This window comes from Bradyrhizobium ottawaense, assembly GCF_002278135.3.
GTDB lineage: Bacteria > Pseudomonadota > Alphaproteobacteria > Rhizobiales > Xanthobacteraceae > Bradyrhizobium > Bradyrhizobium ottawaense.
The window spans coordinates 2,453,356-2,476,839 of the sequence record NZ_CP029425.2 but is presented as its reverse complement, the minus strand read 5'-3'; the positions used below and the strand labels follow the sequence as shown (position 1 = coordinate 2,476,839).

Annotated in this window: 23 protein-coding genes; 4 read left to right on the top strand and 19 right to left on the bottom strand. The window is 65.1% G+C overall.

Going from position 1 to position 23,484, the window contains the following annotated elements; all coding sequences use genetic code 11:
- Positions 1-2 precede the first annotated feature (2 nt).
- The 6 genes from CIT37_RS11770 to CIT37_RS11745 form a co-directional block, all read right to left on the bottom strand.
- On the bottom strand, positions 3-884 hold the full coding sequence (locus CIT37_RS11770; protein ID WP_028145430.1) for a branched-chain amino acid ABC transporter permease: 882 nt from the start codon (positions 882-884) through the stop codon (positions 3-5).
- A gap of 6 nt (positions 885-890) precedes the next feature.
- Positions 891-1,595 (bottom strand): ABC transporter ATP-binding protein, encoded by a 705-nt coding sequence (locus tag CIT37_RS11765; RefSeq protein WP_038947606.1) that lies wholly within the window; start codon positions 1,593-1,595, stop codon positions 891-893.
- Between the two features lie 2 nt (positions 1,596-1,597).
- Complete coding sequence (locus CIT37_RS11760) at positions 1,598-2,365, bottom strand: ABC transporter ATP-binding protein (protein WP_028145432.1); 768 nt, start codon at positions 2,363-2,365, stop codon at positions 1,598-1,600.
- Positions 2,366-2,380: 15 nt separating this feature from the next.
- Positions 2,381-3,691: an ABC transporter substrate-binding protein gene (locus tag CIT37_RS11755; RefSeq protein ID WP_095426108.1), complete on the bottom strand. Its 1,311-nt coding sequence runs from the start codon at positions 3,689-3,691 to the stop codon at positions 2,381-2,383.
- Positions 3,692-3,784: 93 nt separating this feature from the next.
- Complete coding sequence (locus CIT37_RS11750) at positions 3,785-4,489, bottom strand: NUDIX hydrolase (protein WP_038947608.1); 705 nt, start codon at positions 4,487-4,489, stop codon at positions 3,785-3,787.
- 30 nt (positions 4,490-4,519) lie between these two features.
- On the bottom strand, positions 4,520-5,545 hold the full coding sequence (locus tag CIT37_RS11745; protein WP_038947609.1) for an ABC transporter substrate-binding protein: 1,026 nt from the start codon (positions 5,543-5,545) through the stop codon (positions 4,520-4,522).
- A gap of 138 nt (positions 5,546-5,683) precedes the next feature.
- On the opposite strand from CIT37_RS11745, the gene CIT37_RS11740 reads away from it, so the two are divergent.
- Positions 5,684-6,133 (top strand): cupin domain-containing protein, encoded by a 450-nt coding sequence (locus CIT37_RS11740; RefSeq protein ID WP_028145436.1) that lies wholly within the window; start codon positions 5,684-5,686, stop codon positions 6,131-6,133.
- Positions 6,134-6,181: 48 nt separating this feature from the next.
- On the opposite strand, the gene CIT37_RS11735 is transcribed toward CIT37_RS11740, so the two are convergent.
- Positions 6,182-6,970, bottom strand: coding sequence for an ABC transporter permease (locus CIT37_RS11735; RefSeq protein ID WP_038947610.1), 789 nt, complete (start codon positions 6,968-6,970; stop codon positions 6,182-6,184).
- Positions 6,970-7,788, bottom strand: a complete 819-nt coding sequence (locus tag CIT37_RS11730; protein ID WP_038947611.1) for an ABC transporter ATP-binding protein — start codon at positions 7,786-7,788, stop codon at positions 6,970-6,972. Before CIT37_RS11730 ends, CIT37_RS11735 begins: the two co-directional genes overlap by 1 nt.
- Positions 7,789-7,922: 134 nt before the next feature.
- On the opposite strand from CIT37_RS11730, the gene CIT37_RS11725 reads away from it, so the two are divergent.
- Positions 7,923-8,705, top strand: a complete 783-nt coding sequence (locus CIT37_RS11725) for an ATP-binding cassette domain-containing protein (RefSeq protein ID WP_028145439.1) — start codon at positions 7,923-7,925, stop codon at positions 8,703-8,705.
- The gene (locus tag CIT37_RS11720) at positions 8,702-10,261 is read left to right on the top strand and encodes an ABC transporter permease/substrate-binding protein (RefSeq protein WP_095426107.1); all 1,560 of its coding nucleotides are present in this window, start codon (positions 8,702-8,704) and stop codon (positions 10,259-10,261) included. The genes CIT37_RS11725 and CIT37_RS11720 overlap by 4 nt, the downstream gene beginning before the upstream one ends.
- Positions 10,262-10,435: 174 nt before the next feature.
- On the opposite strand, the gene CIT37_RS11715 is transcribed toward CIT37_RS11720, so the two are convergent.
- The 9 genes from CIT37_RS11715 to miaA all read right to left on the bottom strand — a co-directional run bounded on the left by CIT37_RS11715 (position 10,436) and on the right by miaA (position 20,536).
- A complete protein-coding gene (locus tag CIT37_RS11715) occupies positions 10,436-12,148 on the bottom strand; it encodes a sulfatase-like hydrolase/transferase (protein ID WP_028145441.1) in 1,713 nt (570 codons plus the stop codon).
- 361 nt (positions 12,149-12,509) lie between these two features.
- Positions 12,510-13,361, bottom strand: a complete 852-nt coding sequence (locus CIT37_RS11710) for an SDR family oxidoreductase (RefSeq protein ID WP_095426106.1) — start codon at positions 13,359-13,361, stop codon at positions 12,510-12,512.
- A 147-nt stretch (positions 13,362-13,508) separates the two neighbouring features.
- Positions 13,509-14,528: a ketol-acid reductoisomerase gene (gene ilvC, locus CIT37_RS11705; RefSeq protein WP_028145443.1), complete on the bottom strand. Its 1,020-nt coding sequence runs from the start codon at positions 14,526-14,528 to the stop codon at positions 13,509-13,511.
- A gap of 134 nt (positions 14,529-14,662) precedes the next feature.
- The gene (locus CIT37_RS11700; RefSeq protein WP_161966379.1) at positions 14,663-15,265 is read right to left on the bottom strand and encodes a LysE family translocator; all 603 of its coding nucleotides are present in this window, start codon (positions 15,263-15,265) and stop codon (positions 14,663-14,665) included.
- A gap of 7 nt (positions 15,266-15,272) precedes the next feature.
- A complete protein-coding gene (locus CIT37_RS11695; protein WP_095426104.1) occupies positions 15,273-16,163 on the bottom strand; it encodes an EamA family transporter in 891 nt (296 codons plus the stop codon).
- 45 nt (positions 16,164-16,208) lie between these two features.
- Positions 16,209-16,904, bottom strand: a complete 696-nt coding sequence (locus CIT37_RS11690; RefSeq protein ID WP_028145446.1) for a class I SAM-dependent methyltransferase — start codon at positions 16,902-16,904, stop codon at positions 16,209-16,211.
- Between the two features lie 3 nt (positions 16,905-16,907).
- Complete coding sequence (gene ilvN / locus CIT37_RS11685) at positions 16,908-17,450, bottom strand: acetolactate synthase small subunit (RefSeq protein ID WP_028145447.1); 543 nt, start codon at positions 17,448-17,450, stop codon at positions 16,908-16,910.
- A 24-nt stretch (positions 17,451-17,474) separates the two neighbouring features.
- Complete coding sequence (locus CIT37_RS11680) at positions 17,475-19,250, bottom strand: acetolactate synthase 3 large subunit (protein WP_095426103.1); 1,776 nt, start codon at positions 19,248-19,250, stop codon at positions 17,475-17,477.
- A gap of 329 nt (positions 19,251-19,579) precedes the next feature.
- Complete coding sequence (gene miaA / locus CIT37_RS11675; protein ID WP_095426102.1) at positions 19,580-20,536, bottom strand: tRNA (adenosine(37)-N6)-dimethylallyltransferase MiaA; 957 nt, start codon at positions 20,534-20,536, stop codon at positions 19,580-19,582.
- Between the two features lie 11 nt (positions 20,537-20,547).
- Between miaA and serB the strand changes: the two genes are divergently transcribed.
- Positions 20,548-21,453, top strand: coding sequence for a phosphoserine phosphatase SerB (gene serB, locus CIT37_RS11670; RefSeq protein WP_095426101.1), 906 nt, complete (start codon positions 20,548-20,550; stop codon positions 21,451-21,453).
- Between the two features lie 135 nt (positions 21,454-21,588).
- Here serB and CIT37_RS11665 read toward each other — a convergent pair whose 3' ends face one another.
- Positions 21,589-23,106: a Do family serine endopeptidase gene (locus CIT37_RS11665; protein ID WP_028145451.1), complete on the bottom strand. Its 1,518-nt coding sequence runs from the start codon at positions 23,104-23,106 to the stop codon at positions 21,589-21,591.
- A gap of 141 nt (positions 23,107-23,247) precedes the next feature.
- Positions 23,248-23,454 (bottom strand): DUF2065 domain-containing protein, encoded by a 207-nt coding sequence (locus CIT37_RS11660; protein ID WP_028145452.1) that lies wholly within the window; start codon positions 23,452-23,454, stop codon positions 23,248-23,250.
- Positions 23,455-23,484 lie beyond the last annotated feature (30 nt).

Below are 23,484 nucleotides of genomic sequence, written 5' to 3'. Positions count from 1 at the left end.
CATCATCGGCGCCTCGCGAGCAGGCCCGCGGGCCGGATGAACATCATGACGATGAAGAAGGCGAAGGCGAGCACATAGCCCCATTCCAGATCGGAGAACAGGCCGCCGAGCGAGATGATCTCGGCGAACACGAAGGCTGCGATGAAGCCGCCGATGAAATTGCCGAGTCCACCGAGCACGCAGATCAGAAAGGTGATAGGCCCAAAGGAGAGGCCGACGAAGGGATGCACGTCATATTGCAGCACCAGGAGGCAGGCGGCGAGCCCGGCCAACCCGCCGCCGATTGCAGAGGTGATGAGATAGATCCGCTTGGTGTCGACGCCCATCAGCGCCATGATCTGCCGGTCCTGCGAGATGGCGCGGATCGCGGTGCCGGTGAAGGTGCGGGTCATGAACAGATAGACCGCGACCATGCCGACCAGCGCCGCCAAAAATGACAGGAGTCGCGCGTAACTAAAGTTCATGTCGCCGAGGGCGAGCACCGGCAGGCGGATGCCGAGATTGCGGAAGTCGATGCCGAAGGCGACCGTGGCAAAGCTCTGCAGCACGAACAGCACGCCGCCGGTGGCAAGCAGCTGGTTGATCGGCGGCGCGGTCAGCAGCGGCGCGATCACGAGGTAATGCAGCGCCGCGCCGAGGATCGCGACCAGCAGGATGGTGAAGGGGGCGGCGACGAAATAGCTGACGCCGTAATACTGCACCATGAAATACATGGCGTACATGCCGATCATCACCAGCTCGGCATAGCAGATCCAGGTCACGTCGATGACGCCGAAGATCAGGTTCAGCCCGAGCGCGAGCAGCGCCAGCACGCCGCCGAGCAGGATGCCGTTGATCACGGCCTCCAGCAGGTAGATGTCGAAGATGTCCAAGAATGCCTGCATGCCCCCTCACACCCCGAGATACGCTTCCTTGACCGTGTCGCTCGCCAGCATCTCGGCGGACGTGCCGGATGCCCGGATGGTGCCCGCCTCGATCAGATAGGCGCGATCGACCACTTTCAGCACCTGCTGCACGTTCTGCTCCACGATCAGCACGGTCAGCCCGCTGGCGCGGATCCGCTTCACCAGCTCGAACACCTGCTGCACCACGACCGGCGCCAACCCCGCCGAGGGCTCGTCGAGCAGCAGCAGCTTTGGATTGGACATCAGCGCGCGGCCGATCGCGCACATCTGCTGCTCGCCGCCGGACATGGTGCCCGCCATCTGGTGGCGCCGTTCCTTCAGGCGCGGAAACAGGCCGAACACCACTTCGAGCCGATCGGCATAGTGGCTGCGCGCCTCCTTCATGAAGGCCCCCATCTTGAGATTGTCGTCGACCGAGAGCTGCGGAAACAATCGCCGGTTCTCCGGCACATGCGCAATCCCGAGGCTGACGATCTTGTGCGGCGGCGTTGCCACGACGTCGGCCCCCTCCATCCGGATCGACCCGCGCGAGGGCCGGATCAGGCCGGAGATGACACGCATCAGAGTGGTCTTGCCGGCGCCATTGGGGCCGATGACGCCGACGGCTTCGCCGGCCTTCACGTCGAGATTGACATCGAACAGCGCCTGGAACGTGCCATAGCCGGCATTGACGGCGCGGAGCTCCAGCATGCCTAGCCTCCCGCGCGGCGGCGCGCTTCGGCGGCCGCGGCCTGCGTGGTCTCGGCATCGGTGCCGAGATAGACCTCGATCACGCGCGGATCGCCCGCGACCGCGCTCGGCAAGCCTTCCGAGATCTTCTCGCCGTGATCGAGCACCATGACGCGATCGACGACGCGCATCAGCACGCCCATGATGTGCTCGACCCAGATGATGGTGATGCCGAGCTCGTCGCGGATGTTTCGCAACATGTCGGCGGCCTGATCCATCTCGGTTTCGTCGAGACCGCCGAGGCTCTCGTCGGCCAGCAGCAGCTTCGGCGCCGTGGCGAGCGCTTTCGCAAGCTCGAGCTTCTTCAACCCCGCTGCGCCGAGACCGTCGACGCTGGCATGGCGATCGGTCGGCAGGCCGACCATCGCGAGTGACCGTTCGGCCGCTTCCTCGGCCTTGACGCGGCTGTGGCGGCCCTGGCCGTAAAAGCCGGCGAGCGCGACGTTCTCGAAGATGGTCAGGCGGCGGAACGGCCGCGGAATCTGGAAGGTGCGGCCGACGCCGCTGTTGATGATCCGGTGCGGGGCGAGGCCCGCGATCTCGGAGCCGCCGAACACGATCGAGCCCGATGTCGGCGCCAGCGTGCCGGAGAGCATGTTGAAGATCGTGCTCTTGCCCGAACCGTTGGGGCCGATCAGGCCGAGGATCTCGCCCTGATCAACCCGAAACGACACGTTGTTGACGGCGGTGAAGCCGCCGAACCGCTTCACCAGCCCACTGACCTCCAGCACCAGAGCACTCCGCCGCTATTGGTTGCTGTAGGTGGTGCCTTTCGGCAGCGGCAGCACGGCTTCGCGCTGCGCCTGGCTCTTCGGCCACACCACGGAGGATTTGTCGTCGATGTACTGGATCACGACGGGGAACGAGCGCTCGTTCTGCCCGGCCATGGGGCTGCCCTCGCCGTAGAACTTCACGCCGAAGCCGAGCATGGTGCCGCCTTCGGGGATGTCGGTGTCGAGCGCCGCCTTGCGCAGCGCCTCGGGATCGACGCCGCCGTACTTCTTGATCGCGCGCGGCAGCACGTCGGCCATGAACACGTAAGTATTGGACGCGCCGATGCCGACATGGGCGGAACGGATGGCAACGCCCGGCCTGATCTTGTCGAACTCCTCGCCGACCATCTTGATCACGGGCGGAAGCTTCGGATCCATGGTCTTCTGGTTGGCGAGCCAGATCGAGATCGGGTCGGTGTTGAAGATGTAGGTGGCATCCGCCCCCATGCCTTCCTTCAACTTCTCATAGACGCCGTAACCCGCGCCATGCCCCATCAGCGCGCCGAACTTCAGGCCCTGCTCGCGGGCCTGGCGGAGCAGCAGCGTGATGTCAGGGTTGTAGCCGGTGTGGAAGATCACGTCGGGCTTGGCGCGCTTCAGCTTGGTCACCAGCGCGGAGAGATCGGGCGCGGTCGCCGAATAGCCCTCCTTCATCACGACGTTGAAGCCGGCTTTCTTCGCGCCTGCTTCGTTGCCCTTCGAGACGTCGACGCCATAGGCGCCGTCCTCGTGGATGATGGCGACGCGCAGGTCCTTTGGCTCCTTGTCGAACTTCGCCTTGGCGTTCTGCGCGATGAAGTCCATCGTCATCATGCCGAACTGGTCGCCGCTGGCCTGTGGGCGGAAAACGTATTTGTAGCCCTTCTCGTTGAACACGGCGGACGAGATGCAGGTCGTCATCCACATGAACTTCTTGAGCTGCTCGACGCGAGCGGCCACCGGCACGCACTGCGCCGAGGAGAAGAAGCCGAGCACCATGTCGACCTTCTCCTGCTCGAGCAGGCGGACGGATTCGTTGATGGCGATGTCGGGCTTGCTCTGCGCATCGGCATAGACCGCCTCGATCTTGTAGCCTTCGACGCCCGTCCTGGCGAAATGGTCGAGGATGATCTTTGCGCCGATATAGCCGAGTTCGGAACCGCCGCCGGCCAGAGGTCCGGTCAAATCAAAAACGACGCCGATCTTGATCTTCTTGTCCTGAGCCTGGGCGGCCACCGCCAGGCTCGTCGCGGATATCGCGATCACCAGCCCACGTACCAATCGGGCAGCCATGCGCAGGCGCATCAAAACCTCCCTGGACGATTGTGCATTGCATTCGTCTTGCTTTTGGTTGCCCCCATCACATGGGCAGAGCGCAGGGATGTCAAGCCTCGCGCATCAGCGCGAGGCGAACTGCTGCTCGATAAAGGCCGTGACAAATCGCGGCATGGTCGGCGTGAGATCACCCATCCCGCGCACGAGATGAATGGCCGACAATTCAGGCTCGTCCTCACGGGCGAGATTGGCTTCGATCCGGGCGCGAGCCTCGTCGCCGGGCATATCGAGGTTGAGCACCTGCATCATCGCAATCGCGGGGCCGCTGACGACGCAATACCAGTCCGGCTCGGCCTCATAGTCCGCCGCCGTCAAGCCGGTCTCTTCCTGAATTTCGCGCACGACGCTGCCGGAAATGTCCAGCGTCCCATCCCTGACATCGTCGAGATCGGGCGTCCCCGACGGGAAATAGATGCGGCCCGCGTTCGCGGTGTGCTGCGCCATCTCGCCCATCAGGAAGGCGCCGTCGGACGTGCGCAGCGCGCCCATGCCAAACCCGTTGAACACGGGCGCGCCGGGAAAGCCCCAGTCGCGCCAGGCAAGGAAGCTTGCGAAATCGGTCTCGAAATAGGTCGAGGCGAAATGGCCGTCCGTGAACACGGGATCGCACCCGAGCAGGACGCGGCCGTTCCAGATCTTCGGCCGCTCGCGCTGCTTCTCGGCAAAATGTACCGCGATCTCGGCGCGACGCTCCTCGGCGAACGGCCAGACGATCGGCCGCACGGCAAGAGCAAGCGTCGTGACGCGATGAATGACCAGTGACGTCATGAGGGGGCGTCTATCACGCCTTCGCGTCAGCTATTTGGCGTTCCCCGTGGTTTTCTTGGCCTGCTCGACATACCTGTTGGTGAAGGTCTTGCTGACGTCGATCTTGGCATTGGCCACCTCGGGCGAGCCGACGCTGAACACGGCGAGCACGGCGTCCGCGCCCTTCGGGTCCATCTTGCCGGTTTCGGAGAACATCGGGATCGTGTTCTTCAGCGCGGCGAGATAGAGATCCTTGTTCTTGCCGACCGTCTCCTCCGGCATCTTCGCCATGATCTCCTCAGGCGAATGCGAATGGATCCAGGCGAGCGTGGCGAGGATCGCGTTGGTGAGCGCCTGGGTCTCCTTCTCGTGCTTGGCAACCCAGGCCGCGGTCGAGTACAGCGCGCCGCCGGGATATTCGCCACCGAAGGTCTCGAGCGTGTCCTTCTGCGTGCGGGTGTCGGACAGGATGCGCAGATCCTTGTGGCTGCCCTGGAGCACGGTGACGGAGGGGTCGAGCATCACGGCCGCGTCGATCTGGCCCTGCTCCATCGCGGCGACCGCGGTGGCGCCGAGGCCGACGCCGATCACGGCGGCGCTGGTCGGATCGATGCCGTTCTTCTTGAGCATGTACTTCAGGAAGAAGTCGGTGGAGGAGCCGGGCGCGCTGACCCCGACCTTCTTGCCGGCGAGATCCTTGACCGACTTGATATCGTTGGTGCGCGAGGGCGCCACCACGAGCACGAGGCCGGGATAGCGGTCATAGACCACGAAAGCCTGGAGCTCCTGCTTCTTGGCAGCCAGATTGACGCAATGGTCGAAATAGCCGGACACGACGTCGGCACTGCCGCCGAGCACGGCCTTGAGCGCGTCCGAGCCGCCCTTGAGGTCGACCAGCTCGACATCGAGGCCGGCCTTGTCGTATTCGCCGAGCTGCTTGGCCAGCACCGTCGGCAAATAGCACAGGCAGGAGCCGCCGCCGACCGCGATGGTGACCTTGCTTTGCGCCGCGGCAAATCCGGTGGTGAGCGTCAGTGCGAGCAGTGCCGCGGCGAGCCTGGCAATCGTGTTCTTCATTGGTTTCCTCCGTTCGGCCGGCGGCACCATAGAGCAGCGCGACGGGCTTGAGAAGCGTGGCCTAAGGCACTGGCCATCGGCCTTTTGGCGCAATAGCATGCGGGTACAACAACAAACTCGTGATGGGGAGGATCATCCATGAATCGCCTTGCAATCGGGCTGTCGATCGCCGCCGCCTTTGCCGCAGGATGCGGCGCGAACCAGCTGCTCCGGCCGGCGCTCGCCGCCGAGAACATCACCGCGCAGATCATCCACACCGGAGAGATGGAAGGCGATGCGCTCGGGGCCGCCAACAATGTCGGCTACCGCTCAAAAATGTTCGCGAGTGCCGACGGCGCCACGATCTCTATCCAGGTCGGCAATGTGCCCAAGCACATGCATCCCAACACCAACGAGATCCAGTACATTCTCGATGGCACCGGCACGATCTGGCTCGGCGACAAGGAGGTCACGGTGAAGCCGGGCGACCTCGTCATCATTCCGAAGGGCACGCCGCATGGCGGCACCAAGCCGATCAGCGGACAGGTCAAGGCGATCGCAATCAAGACGCCGCCCCAGGCGCCCGACGACACCAAGCTGCTGGATTGAGGCTTCGCGACCGGGGGCCCGCGCCGATACGCGGGTCCCGCCTCGCGCCTAGCCCCGCCCATCCGATGCGGTCGGCCGCCACACCAACAGGCGCCGCTCCACCAGCGTGACCCCATAGTCGATCAGGATGACGAAGGCCGACAGCACGAACATGCCGGCGAATACGCCGGCGACGTCGAACACGCCCTCGGCCTGCTGAATGAGATAGCCAAGGCCCGCCGCCGAACCCAGATATTCGCCGACGACCGCGCCGACCACGGCAAAGCCGACCGAGGTGTGCAGCGAGGAGAACATCCAGGACAGCGCCGAGGGCCAATAGACGTGCCGCATCAGCTGCCGCTCGCTCATGCCGAGCATGCGGCCATTGTCGAGCACGGTGCGGCTGACCTCCTTGACGCCCTGATAGACGTTGAAGAACACGATGAAGAACACCAGGGTCACGCCGAGCGCGACCTTGGACCAGATGCCGAGCCCCAGCCACAGCGCGAAGATCGGCGCCAGCACCACGCGGGGCAGCGCGTTGACCATCTTGACATAGGGGTCGAATACAGCTGCGACCAGCGGCTGGCGCGCGAACCAGAAGCCGACCAGCACACCACCGGCCGATCCGATCACGAAGGCCAGGATCGATTCCGCCAGCGTGATGCCGAGATGCTTCCAGATCACGCCGGAGGCGAACCATTTCACGATCTGGCTGAAGACGTCGAGCGGGTTGGAGAAGAAGAACGGCGGCAGCAGGATCTTGCCGAACACGGGGACGGTCGACAGCACTTGCCACAGCACGATGCAGACGACCGCGACCAGGACTTGGAGCGCGAACAGCGTCGGACGCGACATCAGACCGCCTCCGCCGCTTGGGTGGATTGCGCGTAGCCCTTCATCACCTCGTCCTTGAGCACGCTCCAGATCTCGCGGTGGAGCGCGTGGAACTCCTTGTCCAGCCGCACCTCGAAGATGTCGCGCGGGCGCGGCAGGCTCACGCGCCAGTCGCCGATGATGCGCGAGGATGGCCCCGCCGACATGATCACGACGCGGTCGGCGAGCGCGATCGCCTCTTCGAGATCATGGGTGACGAACAGCACGGCCTTGCGGTCGGCATTCCAGAGATCGAGCAGCAGATTGCCCATCACCTGGCGGGTCTGTGCATCCAGCGGCCCGAACGGCTCGTCCATCAAGAGGATTTTTGGATCGCGGATCAGCACCTGCGCCAGCGCCACGCGCTTGCGCTGGCCGCCCGAGAGCATGTGCGGATAGCGACCCGCGAACGCGCCAAGGCCGACGGAGGTCAGCCATTTCTGCGCGCGCGGCAGTGCCTCGGCGCGCGGCGTGCCCTTGATCTCCAGCCCGATGGCGACATTGTCGAGCGCGGTCTTCCACGGGAACAGCGCGTCGGCCTGGAACAGGTAGCCGGCATCCCGGTTCAGCCCGGCGAGTGGCCGGTCGAATATCCTGACGCTGCCCGCGGCCGGCTTCAGCAGCCCGGCCGCGACGTTGAGCAGCGTGGACTTCCCACAGCCCGTGGGCCCGACAATGGCGACGAACTCGCCTTGCGCGACCGCAAGATGCGCCTTCTCCACCGCCGTATAGACCCGCCCGTCCCCGAGCCGGAACGCAACCTTGGCATCTTCCAGCGCCACTGCCGTTGGCGTTGACATATGTTCCCTCCGAACTTGGCCCGATGCCTTAGCCGCTCGCGCGGCCAAGTTCAATCAAGGCGCCAAGCGTGCTACGCATGGGTCTTCTCATTCCCTCCCTCCGTGGGCGGGTCAGCAAGGTGAGCCCCTGCCCGATGCTGTCCAGGCCGATGATTGGCTATGCCCACGTCACCAAGAGCTTCGGCTCGCTCAAGGCCGTGGACGATCTGTCGCTCGACATCGCCGAGGGCGAGTTTGTGGCGATCGTCGGCGGCTCGGGCTCCGGCAAGACCACGCTGCTGCGGCTCGCCAACCGGCTGATCGAGGCCGATGGCGGCACCATCACGATCGAAGGCGAGGACGCGCAAAGCGTCGATCCGGTCGCGCTGCGGCGGCGGATCGGCTACGTGTTCCAGAGCGGCGGGCTGTTTCCGCATTTGAGCGTCGCCGACAATATCGGGATCACGCCGAAACTGCTGGGCGAGCCGGCGGCCGATATCGCAGCACGTGTCGACGAGCTGCTGGGTCTCGTGCAGCTCGACCGCAACGCGCATCGCAGCCGTCTGCCGGAGGCGCTCTCCGGCGGCCAGCGCCAGCGCGTCGGCGTGGCGCGGGCACTGGCGGCGAGGCCCCGCATCGTGCTGATGGACGAGCCGTTTGGCGCGCTCGATCCCCTGACCCGCGATGCCCTCGGCGAGGATTATCGTTCGCTGCATCGCAAGCTCGGCCTGACCACCGTGATGATCACCCATGACATGACGGAGGCGATCCTGCTCGCCGACCGCATCGCGGTGATGCACAGCGGACAGCTGCTCGCGCAGGGCACCCCCGCCGCGCTCTCGAAGAGCAGCGACGCTTACGTGCTGGAGCTGCTGCGTACGCCGCGGCGCCAGGTCGAGCGGCTGAACGCGCTGCTGCCACAAAGCGGTGCGGCATGAGCTTCCTCGCCGATCCACGCTGGGGCGAGGCGCTGGCGCATCTGCCCGATTATCTCGGCAATCATGTGCGGGTGAGTCTTGCCGCGCTCGCGCTCGGCCTTGCCGTCAGCCTGCCGCTGGCGATGCTGACGCGCAACCGCCCGGCGCCGCGAGCCATCCTGCTCGCAATCGCCAGCATCGTGCAGACGGTGCCGGGCCTGGCGCTGCTCGCGCTGTTCTATCCGCTGCTGCTGCTGGCCGCCTCGGTGACGCTGGCCTGGTTCGGCGTGTCCTTCTCGGCGTTCGGCTTCCTGCCGGCGATGCTGGCGCTGGCGCTCTATTCGATGCTGCCGGTGTTGCGCAACGGCATCACCGGGCTCAATGGTATCGATCCCGCGCTGATCGAGGCCGCCAAGGGCGTCGGCATGACGGCGCGGCAGTCGCTGGTCATGGTCGAGCTGCCGCTGGCGCTGCCGGTGATGATGGCGGGCATCCGCACCGCCGCGGTGTGGGTGATCGGCACCGCGACGCTGTCGACGCCGATCGGCCAGACCAGCCTCGGCAATTACATCTTCGCCGGGCTTCAAACCCAGAACTGGGTGTTCGTGCTGTTCGGCTGCTTTGCCTCGGCCCTGCTCGCGCTCGCCGTCGACCAGCTGCTCGGCCTGATCGAGAGCGGTCTGCGCCGCCGCGGCCGCGCCCGAACCGCGCTCGGCGCGGCCGGAATCGCAGCGCTGGTCGCCGCAACGCTGGTGCCGACGATGGGGCGCTCGTCGCAGGGCTACGTCGTCGGCGCCAAGACCTTCGCCGAGCAATATGTGCTGTCGGCGCTACTGAGGGACCGCCTCCAGGCCGCCGGTCTGTCCGCAACGGCGCGCTCGGGCCTCGGCTCCAGCGTGATCTTCGGGGCGTTGAAGGCCGGCGACATCGATCTCTATGTGGATTATTCCGGCACGCTCTGGGCCAACCAGCTGCATCGCACCGACATCAAGCCGCGCGCAGAGCTGTTGACGGATTTGAAGACAAGCCTGGCAAAGGACAACATCACCCTGCTCGGCGAGCTCGGCTTCGAGAATGCCTATGCGCTGGTGCTTCCGAAGAAGCGCGCCGAGGCGCTTCATATCCGCACTATCGCCGATCTCGCCGCGCACGCATCGACGATGTCGATTGCCGGCGACTACGAGTTCTTCTCGCGCCCGGAATGGGCGGCGCTGCAAAAGGCCTATGGCCTCTCATTCCGCGCCCAGCGCCAGATGCAGCCCGACTTCATGTATGCAGCGGTTGCAAGCGGCGAAGTCGACGTGATCGCCGGCTACACCAGCGACGGGTTGATCGCAAAGTACGATCTGGTCGCGCTCGACGATCCCAGGCACGCGATCCCGCCCTACGACGCCATCCTGCTGCTGGCCCCGAAACGTGCCGGCGACGAGCGGCTCAAGACAGCGCTGCAGCCAATGCTCGGCAAGATCGACATCGCCACCATGCGCGAGGCGAATCTACGCGCCAGCGGCAACGACGCGAATTCCTCGCCGGATGCGGTCGCGAAGTGGCTATGGGAGAAGGTAGGCGGGCGGTAGGCCCGGATTTCGTAGGGTGGGCAAAGGCGCGAAAGCGTCGTGCCCACCGTCTCTCAACACGCACGACGGGATGGTGGGCACGCTTCGCTTTGCCCACCCTACGATCTGACGCCGCTTGGTGAGCACCTCAGGGTGGACGGTCAAAGAGTATCGCTTGCGGCCAAAGCAAGCCGGCTACAGCCCCCTGATCATCCCCGCATTGATCAGCAGGCGGTTCAGCCGCCGCGCTTCAGCGCCGTCCTTGCAGCTGTAGAAAACGCCCTTGCAGCGGAGCATGATCTCCTTCTGCTCGGCGAAGGACGGATCGAGCGGGATGCCGGCGGCCTCCTGGATCACCAGCGGCAGATAAGGACCGTCGATCGTGTCCATCACGGCCTCGCTTCTGACCGGCTCGAAATTGACGGCATCGATCGCATAATAGGTCGCGTAGAGACGCGGATCGTAGGCGTCCAGCTTCTTGCCGAGAGCGCCCTCGTCGAGCCCGGGCTCGAGGATACCCGGTGCAAACTCAGGCTGATGATCGCCATAGCGCACGATCAGGAAGGGCTCGCCCGGGAACGTCTTCTTCAGGCCCGCGACGAACGCCTTGTATTGCTCGGCGCTGATCGCCTGCCTGCGCAGATATTCGTCGATGGAAGCCACATTGCCCGGCGCGCGCCAGTTCGGCAGCAGGTCGGGACGGAAGCGCGTCTCCCAGGGGAAATGATTGGCACCGAGATAGATGAAGGTGAACAGCGGCTTGTTGGGCGGCTGCTGACCCATCAGCTGGAGCGCCTTGTCGTAGAAGAAGCCGTCGGGCTCGACGTCCTTGGCACCGAGGTCCTTGGCGTCGAGGAAGCGTTCGATGCCGGTCGTTATCTGGAAGCTGCGCGCGGCCATGAAGCCGCCATGGGCGGGATAGAGCGACATCGTGTCGTAGCCGCAACGGCGCAGCGCCAGCGGCAGGCCGCGCTCGACGCGGTTCGAGGCGATGCGCGTCACGAAATAGGCGAAGCGGCCGAACGAGCGCGAGGAGAGGCCTGCGAGCACGTTGTATTCGGTGAACCAGCTCGGCCCGCCATTGCTCTCGGCCAGGAACGTGCGCTGCCTGCCGTCCCAGGATTTGAAGTGGCTGCCATAGCCCTGCGGCACCTTGATGCCCTGGGCGGCGCGGATGTCGAAGCTCGATTCATCATGGATCATGATGATGTTCGGCCGGCGGCCGGCCGGATGGCAGGAATCGACCAGCGGCATGTTGAGCCGCTCGTTGGTGGCGGCGGCCGATTCCATGAAGCCGTATTGCACGAAGTCGGAGACGGAGCTGACGCCGGAGCGGAAGAATTTCGACAGATAGCCGTCGTCGTAATAGCCGCGCCAGGCTTCGTCCGGATGATAGAGCGAATAGCCGACCAGCGCGGCAAGGCAGGCCAGCTTGCAGGCGAGCGCCGGCAGACGGCGGATACGGAACGGATCGAGCCACCACAGCGCATACATCAGCGGCAGCGTGACGAAGCCGGCCAGGATCACCGACCAGCGCAAATTCGGGAAGATCGTGAACAGGAACGCGACGGTGTCGCGGTCGATCATCATCAGGTCGATGAAGTTGACCGTCATCTGGACGACGTCGTGCTTGAGCCGCGACAGCAGCACCAGCACCACGACCATGGTCAGCGACAGCGCGCCGGAGAGCGCCGGCCGGCGCAGCAGCGTGATCCAGAAAAAATTGAGGATGCCCCAGGCCAGCGCGAAGGAGAGGCGCGAGCCGAAATCGGTCTCGGTCTGGTACATCAGCGCGAGCGCGGCCAGATGCGGCGCGGCAACCGCGAGCAGCCGCCAGATGCCGAGCGCGGCGACGCTGGCGAGGACGGCGGTGGCGGCAGAAGGACCTGGATTGGGCGCGGACGCCATCGACGACACGCAACAGCTGGTCCGGCGCAATGATACCTAGCCGTCTGGCCGGCCCAAGGCGGGAATAAGGGCGGCTAGGGCGTCCGGCGCAGCCGGAAAGCCTGCACCGTGTCATAAAACTGTAACTGAACGGTCAAGGACAGGCAACGCGCGCCGTGATCCGACCTTCGCTTAATGTTTCGCGGGCGGCGATGGGCCGCAGGCCGGACAGGCTGGACGGCTCGGGTCTTGGGCCGCCACCTGCTCTTCCGGTGCAAGCTGCAGCGCATCAGCACACGGCGGAGGTCGCCCGGGGCATGGTCAGGCTTCGACCGCGGGCCGGAGGCCGCGCGGCTTGCGGCCGGGGCGAACTGAGCGTCAGTCACCCCTGCGGCAGCAGCCCGAGCCGCTTGGCGATGATGCGATCGACCGTCCGTTTCGGCAGTACGGCGCCGATCAGATGGCGCAGCGGGTCGGGCGTGATTTGGTAGCGCACCTTGGGGCTTACCGCCGTCAGCGCCTCGAACACGATCTCGGCGATCCGCTCGGCCGGCAGGCCCTTCGCGCCGAGGTCCATCATGAAGGCCATGACCTTGTTCAACGCCGGCAGATAGGGCGAGTTCTGGTAAACGGACAGATCTGTCTGTTCGGCCTTGCTCCAGATCGGCGTCTTCACCGCGCCGGGGGCGACGATGATGACGTCGATGCCGAACAGCATCAATTCGCGGCGCAGGCTTTCCGACAGTCCCTCGACGGCGTGCTTGGAGGCGCAGTAGGGCGCCGACAGCGGATTGCCGTTCTTGCCCGCGACCGAGCTGATCATCACGATCCGCCCCTTCGGCCCCTTCAGCGACGGGTCCGCCCCGAGCAGCGGCCCGAACGCCTGCGTCGCGATCACAGGGCCGATGACGTTGATGTCCATCTGGCGGCGGAAATCATCGGCCGACAATTCGAGCACGGGGCCTGCGACCGCGATGCCGGCATTGTTGACGAGGCCGGCCAGCGTCTCGCCGCCCAGCGCCTCGCGGACTGTTCGCGCGGCAGCAAGGACCGCAGCCTCATCGGTGACGTCGAACAGCAGCGGCGCGAAATTGGCGCCGAGCTCGGCCTTGAGCCTGTCGGCATCGGCCTGCTTGCGGACGCTGCCGAACACGCGAAAGCCGCGCTCAATCAGGAATTTTGCTGTGGCCCAGCCGATGCCGGTGGACGCACCGGTGACGACGACAGATCGCATGATCTTCTCCCCTGAAGTTCACGCGATCATGCCTTGGATTCTTACCCATGTCCCGGACAAGCGCCGAGCCGGGACCCAGGAGCCGCATTGGGCTCCGGATCAGCAGCGCAACACCACAGTGCTGCGCTGCGTCCGGGGCACAACGGCTTAGTTCTTCGACTTGTCGACCAGCGCGCCCTTCTTGATCCAGGGCATCATGTCGCGCAGCTTGGCGCCGACCTCCTCGATCGGGTGCTGGGCGAGCTTGGCGCGGGTCGCCTTGAACGAGGTCTGGTTGACCTTGTTCTCGAGCATCCAGTCGCGGGCGAACTTGCCGCCCTGGATGTCGGCGAGAACGCGCTTCATCTCGGCCTTGGTCTCGGCGGTGACGATGCGCGGGCCGGTGACGTACTCGCCATACTCCGCAGTGTTGGAGATCGAGTAGTTCATGTTGGCGATGCCGCCTTCATAGATCAGGTCGACGATCAGCTTCACTTCGTGCAGGCACTCGAAATAGGCCATCTCCGGCGCGTAGCCGGCTTCGACCAGGGTCTCGTAGCCGCCCTTGATCAACTCGACCAGGCCGCCGCAGAGCACCACCTGCTCGCCGAAAAGATCGGTCTCGCACTCTTCCTTGAAGGTGGTCTCGATGATGCCGGCGCGGCCACCGCCGACAGCCGAAGCATAGGACAGGCCGAGGTCATGGGCGTTGCCCGAGACGTCCTTGGCGATCGCGATCAGGCAGGGCACGCCGCCGCCGCGCTGATACTCCGAGCGCACGGTGTGGCCGGGGCCCTTCGGCGCGATCATGAGCACGTCGAGATCGGCGCGCGGGTCGAGCAGGTTGAAGTGGACGTTGAGGCCGTGCGCGAACACCAGGGCGGCGCCCTTCTTCATGTTGTCGTGCAGGTGCTCGCGGTAGATGTCGCCCTGGAGCTCGTCCGGGGTCAGCATCATGACGAGGTCGGCCCATTTGGCGGCTTCGGCGACTTCCATCACCTTGAAGCCGGCGGCTTCCGCCTTCTTGACCGAGCCCGAGTCCTTGCGCAGCGCAATGGCGACGTCCTTGACGCCGGAATCCTTCAGGTTGAGCGCATGGGCGTGGCCCTGGCTGCCATAGCCGACGATGGCGACCTTCTTGCCCTTGATCAGGTTCAGGTCGGCGTCGCGATCGTAATAAACACGCATGGGTCGTTTCCTCGTTCAGGTGGCCAGAATCGGCCGTTGGTCAGGTCTTGGCAGTGAAATTTGCGGATTTCGGGGGCTGTCTAGAGCATTTTCAGCCCCCTGGGAAACCCGTTTCTGCATGGAAAACTGCGGCATCATGCATCCATGAAGACGGGGTAGAGGGAGACCAGCAGCAGGATCGCCATCAGGATATTGAAGGCGCGGACCAGCCGCTCGGAGGTCAGGACCGGCCGCAACGCGGTACCGAACAGCGCCCAGACCACGCACGACACTGACCCCACCAGCAGGCTGATCAGGGTCTGGATCGCGATGTTGAGCGGGAATTGGGCGATGGCCGCAAAGGCGGTGATGGTGCCGATCACGATCACCCAGCCCTTGGCATTGATCCACTGGAACATGGCTGCGCCCCAGAAGGTCATCGGACGGCGACCATCACCTTCACCCGGCTTGGTCGGGCCGGACATGGCGATCACGGCAGCAAGATAAACGAGATAGGCCGCACCGGCATATTTCAGGAGAGTCTGGAGGATCGGGTAGGCCAGGAACGCCGAGCCGAGCCCGAGGCCGACGGCGGCGATCATGAAGGCGAAGCCGATGACGACGCCGACAATGTGGGGGATGGTGCGGCGGAAGCCGTAGGTCAGGCCCGAGGACAGCAGCATGATGTTGTTCGGCCCGGGCGTGAAATACATCACGACCATGAAGATCAGGAAGGCGTAGAACAGCGACTGGGACATGCTCACCTCACGCCGTTTTCGGCAACGGTTCTTCGGGTAACGCCTTGGGCCGCTTCGCCAGCACCATCACCGCGATACCGCCGATCACGGTCAGCATGCCGGCCAGCCGCAGGGGTCCGAACCGCTCGCCGAACACGATGCTGGAGGCGGCCGAGCCGACGAACGGGACCAGCAGCGCGAACGGCACCACCAGCGCGGCGGGATAGTCGCGCAGCAGCCGGCCCCAGAGCCAATAGGCGATGCTGGTCGAGATGGCGCCGATCACCAGCAGGCAGATCAAGCCGGTCAGTGACATGTGGATCAGCGACTCGAAGGTCGGCATTGGCCCGTTGACGACCAGTGCAAGCGCAAACAGCGGCAACGCGGCGGTGAGGCAGAGCCAGGCAAACAAATCGAACATCGGCGCGCCGCGGGCGCCGCGCAGCAGGAGATTGCCGACGGCAAAGCAGATCGGAGCGATCATCAGCACCGCAAATGCAGCGACACTGAAATCATAACCAACCGTGCCGCAGATCATGAGCAGGCCGATCGCCGCGATGACGATGCCGAGCGTCTGGACCGGCGTCGGCCGTTCGCCGAAGGCGATCGCGGCAAATCCGATGGTGAACAGGGCCTGGCTCTGCACCACGACGCTGGTCAGCCCCACGGGCACGCCATGGGCGATACCATAGGCCTGGCTCAGGAATTGACCGAGGAACAACGTGAAGCTGATCGCGATCAGAAGCGACCATGCGACTTTCGGCTTGGGGATGAACAGGCACGGCAGCGCGGCGATGGAAAAGCGCATCGCGGTCATCAGTTCCGGCGAAAACTCGTCGAGCGCGATCCGGCTTGCCACGAAGGCAAGCCCCCAGATGATCGCCACCAGGATGGCGATGAGGATATCGGCCGGCTTCATTGTTGTTCTCGGTTCTGCCCTGTCGTGCAGCCCTGTTGTTGTCGTCTAGCCTTGCTCGCCGGCTCTTGGTTTGCGCAGCAGATACGTGCCGTGCATCGGTGCGTGGTAATCGGCCGAGACCAGCGTGAAACCGACGTCGGTCAGCATCCGCTCCATCACCCAGCCGAAGGTGGAATATTCGTCGCGCATATGCATCACCACGCCCTCGCGCGAAAAATCGTGATTCTTGATGTGGTAGTCGGCCCATTGCTCCACGTCGCGCTCGATCGCGTCGGGCATGGAGGCATAGACGATATCGCGCAAATAAAAGCTCGCGCCCGGCTTGAGCGCGCGAAAAATTCGCGACATCGCGACCGCCTTCCAGAAATCCGGCAAATGGTGCAGCGTGAATTCGCTGACGATCAGATCGTAGGATTCCGGCCGATAGGCGAAGCTGAGCAGGCCGGCGGACTGGGTGCGCACGGGCGCCTTGCGATCACGCGCGTAGATCTCGGCAAGCGCCAGCATCGCCGGCGAGATGTCGATGGCGTCGACCTCGGCACCCAGCAGCGCGGCTTCGGTCGCCAGCACGCCGTTGCCGCAGCCGATGTCGGCGATGCGCCAGCCGCGCTGGACTCCCAGCATTTTCAGCGCGGCGCGCGCCCGCAGATCGGCATCGTCGTGGGCGTCGTAGATCGAGGCCACCGCGGGCTCGATCCCCATCCGGTTCCGCTCGTTATAGTACCAGTCGCGCGCCAGCATGGTTCACATCCCTTCGGGCCCGCGGCCGATCGCGGCAACACCGGTGCGCGACACCTCGACGAGGCCGAGCGGGCGCATCAGGTCGATATATTGATTGATCTTGTCCGTATTGCCTGTGATCTCGAACACAAAGCTCTCGGTCGTTGCGTCGATCACGCGGGCGCGGAACGCATCCGCGAGCCTGAGCGCCTCGACCCGGTGCTCGCCCTGCCCACGCACCTTCACCATCGCCAGCTCCCGCTCGATCGAGCGCCGGGTCTGGGTCATGTCGACCACCTGGTAGACCGGGATCATGCGGTCGAGCTGGTTCTTGATCTGCGCGATCACCATCGGCGTGCCCGTGGTGACGATGGTGATGCGCGACAGATGTTTCTGGGCCTCGGTCTCCGAGACCGTAAGGCTTTCGATGTTGTAGCCGCGGCCCGAGAACAGGCCGATGACGCGCGCGAGCACGCCCGGCTCGTTCTGCACGAGCACGGCAAGCGTGTGCGTCTCGTTCGGATCGTGGCGCTCTTCGATGAAGTAGGCGGATGCGGGCTGGTTCATTGTCGTCCCCTCAAATGTCTCGCGTCACACCAGCGCCTTGCCGCCGGCGAAAGCCTTGGCGGTGGCCTCGTCGTTGGCCTGCTCCGGCAACAGCATCTCGTTGTGCGCCTTGCCGGACGGAATCATCGGGAAGCAGTTTTCCAGCGACGCGACGCGGCAGTCGAACAGCACCGGGCGCTTGACCGAGATCATCTCCTGGATGGCACCGTCGAGATCGCCGGGCTTGTGCACCTGGAATCCGACGCCGCCGTAAGCTTCCGCGAGCTTGACGAAGTCCGGCATCGCCTCCGAGTAGGAATGCGACAGCCGGTTGCCATGGAGGAGCTGCTGCCACTGCCGCACCATGCCCATGTACTGGTTGTTCAGGATGAAGATCTTGATCGGCAGCTCGTACTGAACCGCCGTCGACATCTCCTGCATCGTCATCTGCACCGAGGCATCGCCCGCAATGTCGATGACCAGGCTGTCGGGATGAGCGACCTGCACGCCGACCGCGGCCGGCAGGCCGTAGCCCATGGTGCCGAGACCGCCCGACGTCATCCAGCGATGCGGCTCCTCGAAGCCGAAGAACTGCGCCGCCCACATCTGGTGCTGGCCCACTTCCGTCGTGATGTAGGTATCCTTGCCGCGCGTCGCCTCGAACAGGCTCTGGATCGCGTGCTGCGGCAGGATGATGTCGTTGCTCTTCTTGTAATAGAGCGAGTTGCGGGCGCGCCACTGCGCGATCTGCTGCCACCACGCCTTGATGTCGGGCTTCTTCGCCTCCGCCTTGAACACCTGGAGGATGTCGCCGAGGATGTTGCCGCAATCGCCGATGATCGGCACGTCGACGCGGATGTTCTTGTTGATCGAGGACGGGTCGATGTCGATGTGGATCTTCTTCGAGCCCGGCGAGAACGCGTCGACGCGGCCGGTGATGCGGTCGTCGAAACGCGCGCCGACGCACAGCATGACGTCGCAATCATGCATCGTCATGTTGGCTTCGTAGGTGCCGTGCATGCCGAGCATGCCGAGCCAGTTCTTGCCCGACGCAGGGTATGCGCCGAGACCCATCAGCGTCGAGGTGATCGGAAAGCCGGTGACCCCGACCAGCTCGCGCAGCAGCCTGGTCGCCTCGGGGCCGGAATTGATGACGCCGCCGCCGCTGTAGATCACGGGGCGCTTGGCATGGGCGAGCAGCGCCACGGCCTTGCGGATCTGGGTCGCATCGCCCTTGACGCGCGGCGCGTAGGAGCGGTGCACGTCGGATTTGCGCGGCGGATGATAGGTGCCGGTCGCGAACTGCACGTCCTTGGGAACGTCGACCAAGACGGGGCCGGGACGGCCCGTGGTCGCAACGTAGAACGCCTCGTGCAGCACCTTGGCGAGATCGTTGACGTCGCGCACCAGCCAATTGTGCTTGGTGCAGGGACGCGTGATGCCGACGGTGTCGCATTCCTGGAACGCGTCGTTGCCGATCAGATGGGTCGGCACCTGGCCGGAGATGCAGACCAGCGGGATCGAGTCCATCAGCGCGTCGGTGAGCGGCGTCACCATGTTGGTGGCGCCGGGGCCGGAGGTCACCAGCGCAACGCCCGGCTTGCCGGTCGAGCGCGCGTAACCTTCGGCGGCATGGCCCGCGCCCTGCTCGTGACGGACCAGGATGTGCTGGACCTCGCTCTGCTGGAAGATCTCGTCGTAGATCGGAAGCACCGCGCCGCCGGGATAGCCGAAAATGTCGGTCACGCCGTGATCGATGAGCGCGCGGACGATCATCGCGGCGCCGGTCATCTGGTTCGGATCGTGGCTCTTGTCGCTCATTGGCTTGCTCCGGATGCGCTGTTGTCAGCGGCTTCGTTCGTGTCGGGTTCGGGAAATAAAAAAGGCCCCGAAGAGGGCCCATGCACACCGCCTGTCATGTGGATGGCAGCTAGCCACCCCCGGCGGTGTGCCTGGGTACGACGGCGATAAGGAGTTTGGTAATAATGTTACGCATGGCAGGTGCCCGGCTTCCCAAAGGTTGCGCGAAACATAGCGGCCAAAGCCTGGATGTCAAGGCGATGCGGCCGTTCCCGCGCGATTTTGCAAGTGTAGCGGTGTTCCCCGGGTTCGGCGAGAGGTAAATTCGGGAACCCGGACAGAAAAGCGCCTCAGGCGGGGTCGCGGGCCGCGTTCACGATGGCGACGAGCCATCCCCTCGCCTCCCCGGGCTTCACCCATTCGAACTCAGGCAATTGGTGCCGGAACCAGGTGAATTGCCGCTTGGCATAGTGGCGGGTGTCGGCGCGGCCGATTCCTGCGGCGTCCTCCAGGCTGAGCTCGCCGCGCAGATGCCGCATCAGGGCCGGCACGCCATGAGCCTTCATCGCCGGCAGCAGCGGATCGAGATGCCTGGCGGCGAGCCGCTCGACCTCCCTCAGCGCGCCGGCGCCCAGCATGGCGTCGAAGCGGGCATCGATGCGGGCATAAAGCTCGTCCCGTTCGGGCGCGAGAAACACCGCGCGAAAACTGTCCTTCGGCAGCAGCGGCGGCTGGCCCTCCCGGTGCCAGTCGAGCAGCGAACGGCCGGTCGCCTCGACCACCTCGAGCGCGCGCGCGATCCGGGTGCGGTCACGCAGGTTCAATCGCCCGGCCGCACTGGGATCACGACGCGCCAGTTCCGCATGCAGCGCCTCCGCACCGTTGCGTTCCAGCCGCGCGCGCACGTCCTCGCGTATCTCGGCAGGAATTGGCGGCACCACGGAGAGCCCCGCCGTCAGCGTCTTGAAATAAAGCCCGGTGCCGCCGATGAAGATCGGCAGACGGCCTTCCGCTTTCGCCTCGTCGAGCGCCTTGGCGGCATCACTCACCCAGGCGCCGGCCGAAAAATTCACGGCTGCATCGATGTGACCGTACAGGCGATGCGGCGCGCGCGCTTCCTCGCTTTGTGTGGGGCGCGCCGTGATGATCCGCAGGTCGCGATAGACCTGCATGGAATCGGCGTTGATGACGACCCCGCCCGTGCTGAGGGCAAGCTCCAGCGCCAGCGCCGACTTGCCGCTGGCGGTCGGGCCTGCGATAAGCACGGCCTTGCCAACATGGCTTCTGCTGACTTGCCCCTCGCTCACGAAAACCTCAAATGTCCCTCGTCGCCACGCTGATCTGCAATCCCGACAATCCCGCGCTCGACTCGACCATCGTCGATGGCGCCCGCGCCGTGCTGCCCCAGGCGGCGCCCGCCCACTGGCTGTTCGACGGGGTCGCGGTCGACATTCCCTTCGGCGCCGACAGTAACCTCGAAGGCGACCGTCACGCCATCGAGGAGCGGCTCCGTGAGCTTCGCGGCGACCTGCCCGTCGACATCGTCGTGCAGCCAGTCGGCGCCCGGCGCAAGAAGCTTTTTCTCGCCGACATGGATTCCACCATGATCGGCCAGGAATGCATCGACGAGCTCGCCGATCTCGTCGGGATGAAGGCCCACGTGGCCGCCATCACCGAACGCGCGATGCGCGGCGAGATCGAGTTCGAGCCGGCGCTGCGCGAGCGCGTGGCGCTGCTGAAGGAGCTGCCCGCCGGCGTGGTCGACGAGGTGCTGGCCAAGCGCATCACGCTGACCCCGGGCGGCCGCGAACTGGTCGCGACCATGCGCGCCCACGGCGCCTATACCTGCCTCGTCTCCGGCGGCTTCACGCTGTTCACGACCGCAGTCGCCGCCAAGATCGGCTTCCAGGAGAACCGCGCCAACGAGCTCGTCGTGCGCGACGGCAAGTTCACCGGCGAGGTGAAGGAGCCGATTCTGGGCCGCGCGGCAAAGCTCGCGACGCTGGTGGATCTGATGGAGTCGTTCGATCTCGACGACATCGACTCGGTCGTGGTCGGCGACGGCGCCAATGATCTCGCCATGATCCAGGCCGCGGGGCTCGGCGTCGCCTATCACGCCAAGCCGGCCGTGGCGGCTGCGGCTGCGGCCCGGATCGACCACGGCGATCTCACCGCGCTGCTGTATGCGCAGGGGTATCGGCGGGACGAGTTCGTGGAGGGGTAGCCTCTCTCGCGGCGCGCTCCGCACCCGTAGGGTGGGCAAAGGCGCCCTGGCGCCGTGCCCACCATTCTTGCTGCGGCGGTGGAAAGACGGTGGGCACGCTTTCGCTTTGCCCACCCTACGGCACCGGCCCCGCGACTACTGCACGCTCAGCGCAACGAACCGCAGCTCGCCGTCGGCGTTCGACACCAGCAGCAGCACCGACTTCTTGCCGTCCTTCTTGAGCTGGTCGACCCGCTTCTGGATGTCGGCGCCGCTGGAGACGGCCTCCTGCGCCACCTCGACGATGACGTCGCCGGCGGAGAGGCGCTTTTCGGCGGCGTCAGAATTGGCGTCGACATTGGTGACGACCACGCCCTTGACGCTCTCCTTGATCTTGTAGCGAGTGCGCAGATCCTTGTTCAGCGCCGCAAGATCAAGGCCGAGCGCCTTCTGCGTCACCAGCTTCTCGGGCGCGGGCTCGTCGGTCTTCACCGCGGCCTGCACCTTCTCGGGATCCTGGAGACGGCCGAGCGTGACCTTCTTGGTTTCTTCCTTGCCCTTGCGGATGATGATGACGTCGACTTCCTTGCCGACCGCCGTATCGGCGACGACGCGGGACAGGTCCTTCGGATCCTTGACGTCCTTGCCGTCGAACTTGACGACGACGTCGCCCGGCTCGATGCCGGCCGGCTTGGCCGGGCCCTTGTCGTCGACGCCCGCAACCAGCGCGCCGCGCGCCGGCTTGATGTTGAGGCTTTCGGCGATCTCGTCGGTAACACTCTGGATCCGCACCCCTAACCAGCCGCGGCGCAGCTCGCCGAACTGACGGAGCTGGTCGACGACGCCCGCGACCGTCTTCGAGGGCACGGCGAAGCCGATGCCGATCGAGCCGCCGGAGGGCGAGATGATCAGCGTGTTGACGCCGATGACGTCGCCATCGAGGTTGAACAGCGGACCGCCGGAATTGCCGCGGTTGATGGATGCGTCGGTCTGGATGTAGCTGTCATAGGGACCCGAGGAGATGTCGCGGTTCTTGGCCGAGACGATGCCGGCCGTCACCGTGCCGCCCAGGCTGAACGGGTTGCCGATCGCGACCACCCAGTCGCCGAGACGCAGCTTGTCGCTATCGCCGAACTTCACCGCGACCAGCGGCTTGGTCGGCTTGAACTTCAGCACCGCAAGGTCGGTCTTCTTGTCGACACCGACCAGCTCGGCCTTGATCTTGGTACCGTCGTTGAGGATGACGTTGATCTCGTCGGCATCCGCGATGACGTGGTTGTTGGTGACGACGACGCCTGATGTGTCGATGATGAAGCCGCTTCCGAGCGAGTTGGTCTTGCGCGGCGGCGGGCCGCCGTCTCCGCGCTCGCCACCCTTGCTGCTGCCGCCCGGACCTTTGCGGTTCTTGAAGAAGTCGTCGAAGAACTCCTCGAAGGGCGAGCCGGGCGGCAATTGCGGCATGGCGTTGCTGCCGCCGCCCTTGGCTTCGACGGTCTGCGAGGTCGAGATGTTGACGACCGCGTCGATCACCTTCTCGGCGACGTCGGCGATGCCCTCCGGTCCGCGCGCATAGACCGGCGTGCCGAACGCGCTGAAAGCAGCGACGGCGAGCGCGGCCAGCCCAATTCGCACACCAAGTCGCGAGCGGGACGGGGCAATGGTGGCAGCGGTCATTGTGATCTCCAGAGAGAGGGATTCGGCGCCAGACTGCGCTTGACGGGAGGACGGCGCAAGCGCGGAGCTTAACGGGCCTCAGAACCCCGATAATACGGCGAAAACCGGTCTGTCGCCTTCACTTTGGCGTTGGCGCGACGCCTAAATGGGGCGCCGCATAACCCAGATCAGGACCAGGCCGACGACGGCCGAACCGATCCCGACCGCCCGCAGGATGTTGTCCGGCGTGGCGATGGCGCTCTTCATGGCCTTGCGCATCCAGTTAGGACTTGCCGCGAACATCAAGCCTTCCAGCACGAACAGGATGCCCAAGCCGATGAGGAAGTCGGCGAACGCAATGGACCTCATCGGATTGGAACCTCCCGTTATGCTATTCTT

What these genes read in the sequence shown, in the direction of transcription:
- CIT37_RS11770 (WP_028145430.1), bottom strand. Translation starts at nt 884, where the DNA reads ATGCAGGCATTCTTGGACATCTTCGACATCTACCTGCTGGAGGCCGTG.
- CIT37_RS11765 (WP_038947606.1), bottom strand. Translation starts at nt 1,595, where the DNA reads ATGCTGGAGCTCCGCGCCGTCAATGCCGGCTATGGCACGTTCCAGGCG.
- CIT37_RS11755 (WP_095426108.1), bottom strand. Translation starts at nt 3,691, where the DNA reads ATGCGCCTGCGCATGGCTGCCCGATTGGTACGTGGGCTGGTGATCGCG.
- CIT37_RS11750 (WP_038947608.1), bottom strand. Translation starts at nt 4,489, where the DNA reads ATGACGTCACTGGTCATTCATCGCGTCACGACGCTTGCTCTTGCCGTG.
- CIT37_RS11745 (WP_038947609.1), bottom strand. Translation starts at nt 5,545, where the DNA reads ATGAAGAACACGATTGCCAGGCTCGCCGCGGCACTGCTCGCACTGACG.
- CIT37_RS11740 (WP_028145436.1), top strand. Translation starts at nt 5,684, where the DNA reads ATGAATCGCCTTGCAATCGGGCTGTCGATCGCCGCCGCCTTTGCCGCA.
- CIT37_RS11735 (WP_038947610.1), bottom strand. Translation starts at nt 6,970, where the DNA reads ATGTCGCGTCCGACGCTGTTCGCGCTCCAAGTCCTGGTCGCGGTCGTC.
- CIT37_RS11730 (WP_038947611.1), bottom strand. Translation starts at nt 7,788, where the DNA reads ATGTCAACGCCAACGGCAGTGGCGCTGGAAGATGCCAAGGTTGCGTTC.
- CIT37_RS11725 (WP_028145439.1), top strand. Translation starts at nt 7,923, where the DNA reads ATGCTGTCCAGGCCGATGATTGGCTATGCCCACGTCACCAAGAGCTTC.
- CIT37_RS11720 (WP_095426107.1), top strand. Translation starts at nt 8,702, where the DNA reads ATGAGCTTCCTCGCCGATCCACGCTGGGGCGAGGCGCTGGCGCATCTG.
- CIT37_RS11715 (WP_028145441.1), bottom strand. Translation starts at nt 12,148, where the DNA reads ATGGCGTCCGCGCCCAATCCAGGTCCTTCTGCCGCCACCGCCGTCCTC.
- CIT37_RS11710 (WP_095426106.1), bottom strand. Translation starts at nt 13,361, where the DNA reads ATGCGATCTGTCGTCGTCACCGGTGCGTCCACCGGCATCGGCTGGGCC.
- ilvC (WP_028145443.1), bottom strand. Translation starts at nt 14,528, where the DNA reads ATGCGTGTTTATTACGATCGCGACGCCGACCTGAACCTGATCAAGGGC.
- CIT37_RS11700 (WP_161966379.1), bottom strand. Translation starts at nt 15,265, where the DNA reads ATGTCCCAGTCGCTGTTCTACGCCTTCCTGATCTTCATGGTCGTGATG.
- CIT37_RS11695 (WP_095426104.1), bottom strand. Translation starts at nt 16,163, where the DNA reads ATGAAGCCGGCCGATATCCTCATCGCCATCCTGGTGGCGATCATCTGG.
- CIT37_RS11690 (WP_028145446.1), bottom strand. Translation starts at nt 16,904, where the DNA reads ATGCTGGCGCGCGACTGGTACTATAACGAGCGGAACCGGATGGGGATC.
- ilvN (WP_028145447.1), bottom strand. Translation starts at nt 17,450, where the DNA reads ATGAACCAGCCCGCATCCGCCTACTTCATCGAAGAGCGCCACGATCCG.
- CIT37_RS11680 (WP_095426103.1), bottom strand. Translation starts at nt 19,250, where the DNA reads ATGAGCGACAAGAGCCACGATCCGAACCAGATGACCGGCGCCGCGATG.
- serB (WP_095426101.1), top strand. Translation starts at nt 20,548, where the DNA reads ATGTCCCTCGTCGCCACGCTGATCTGCAATCCCGACAATCCCGCGCTC.
- CIT37_RS11665 (WP_028145451.1), bottom strand. Translation starts at nt 23,106, where the DNA reads ATGACCGCTGCCACCATTGCCCCGTCCCGCTCGCGACTTGGTGTGCGA.
- CIT37_RS11660 (WP_028145452.1), bottom strand. Translation starts at nt 23,454, where the DNA reads ATGAGGTCCATTGCGTTCGCCGACTTCCTCATCGGCTTGGGCATCCTG.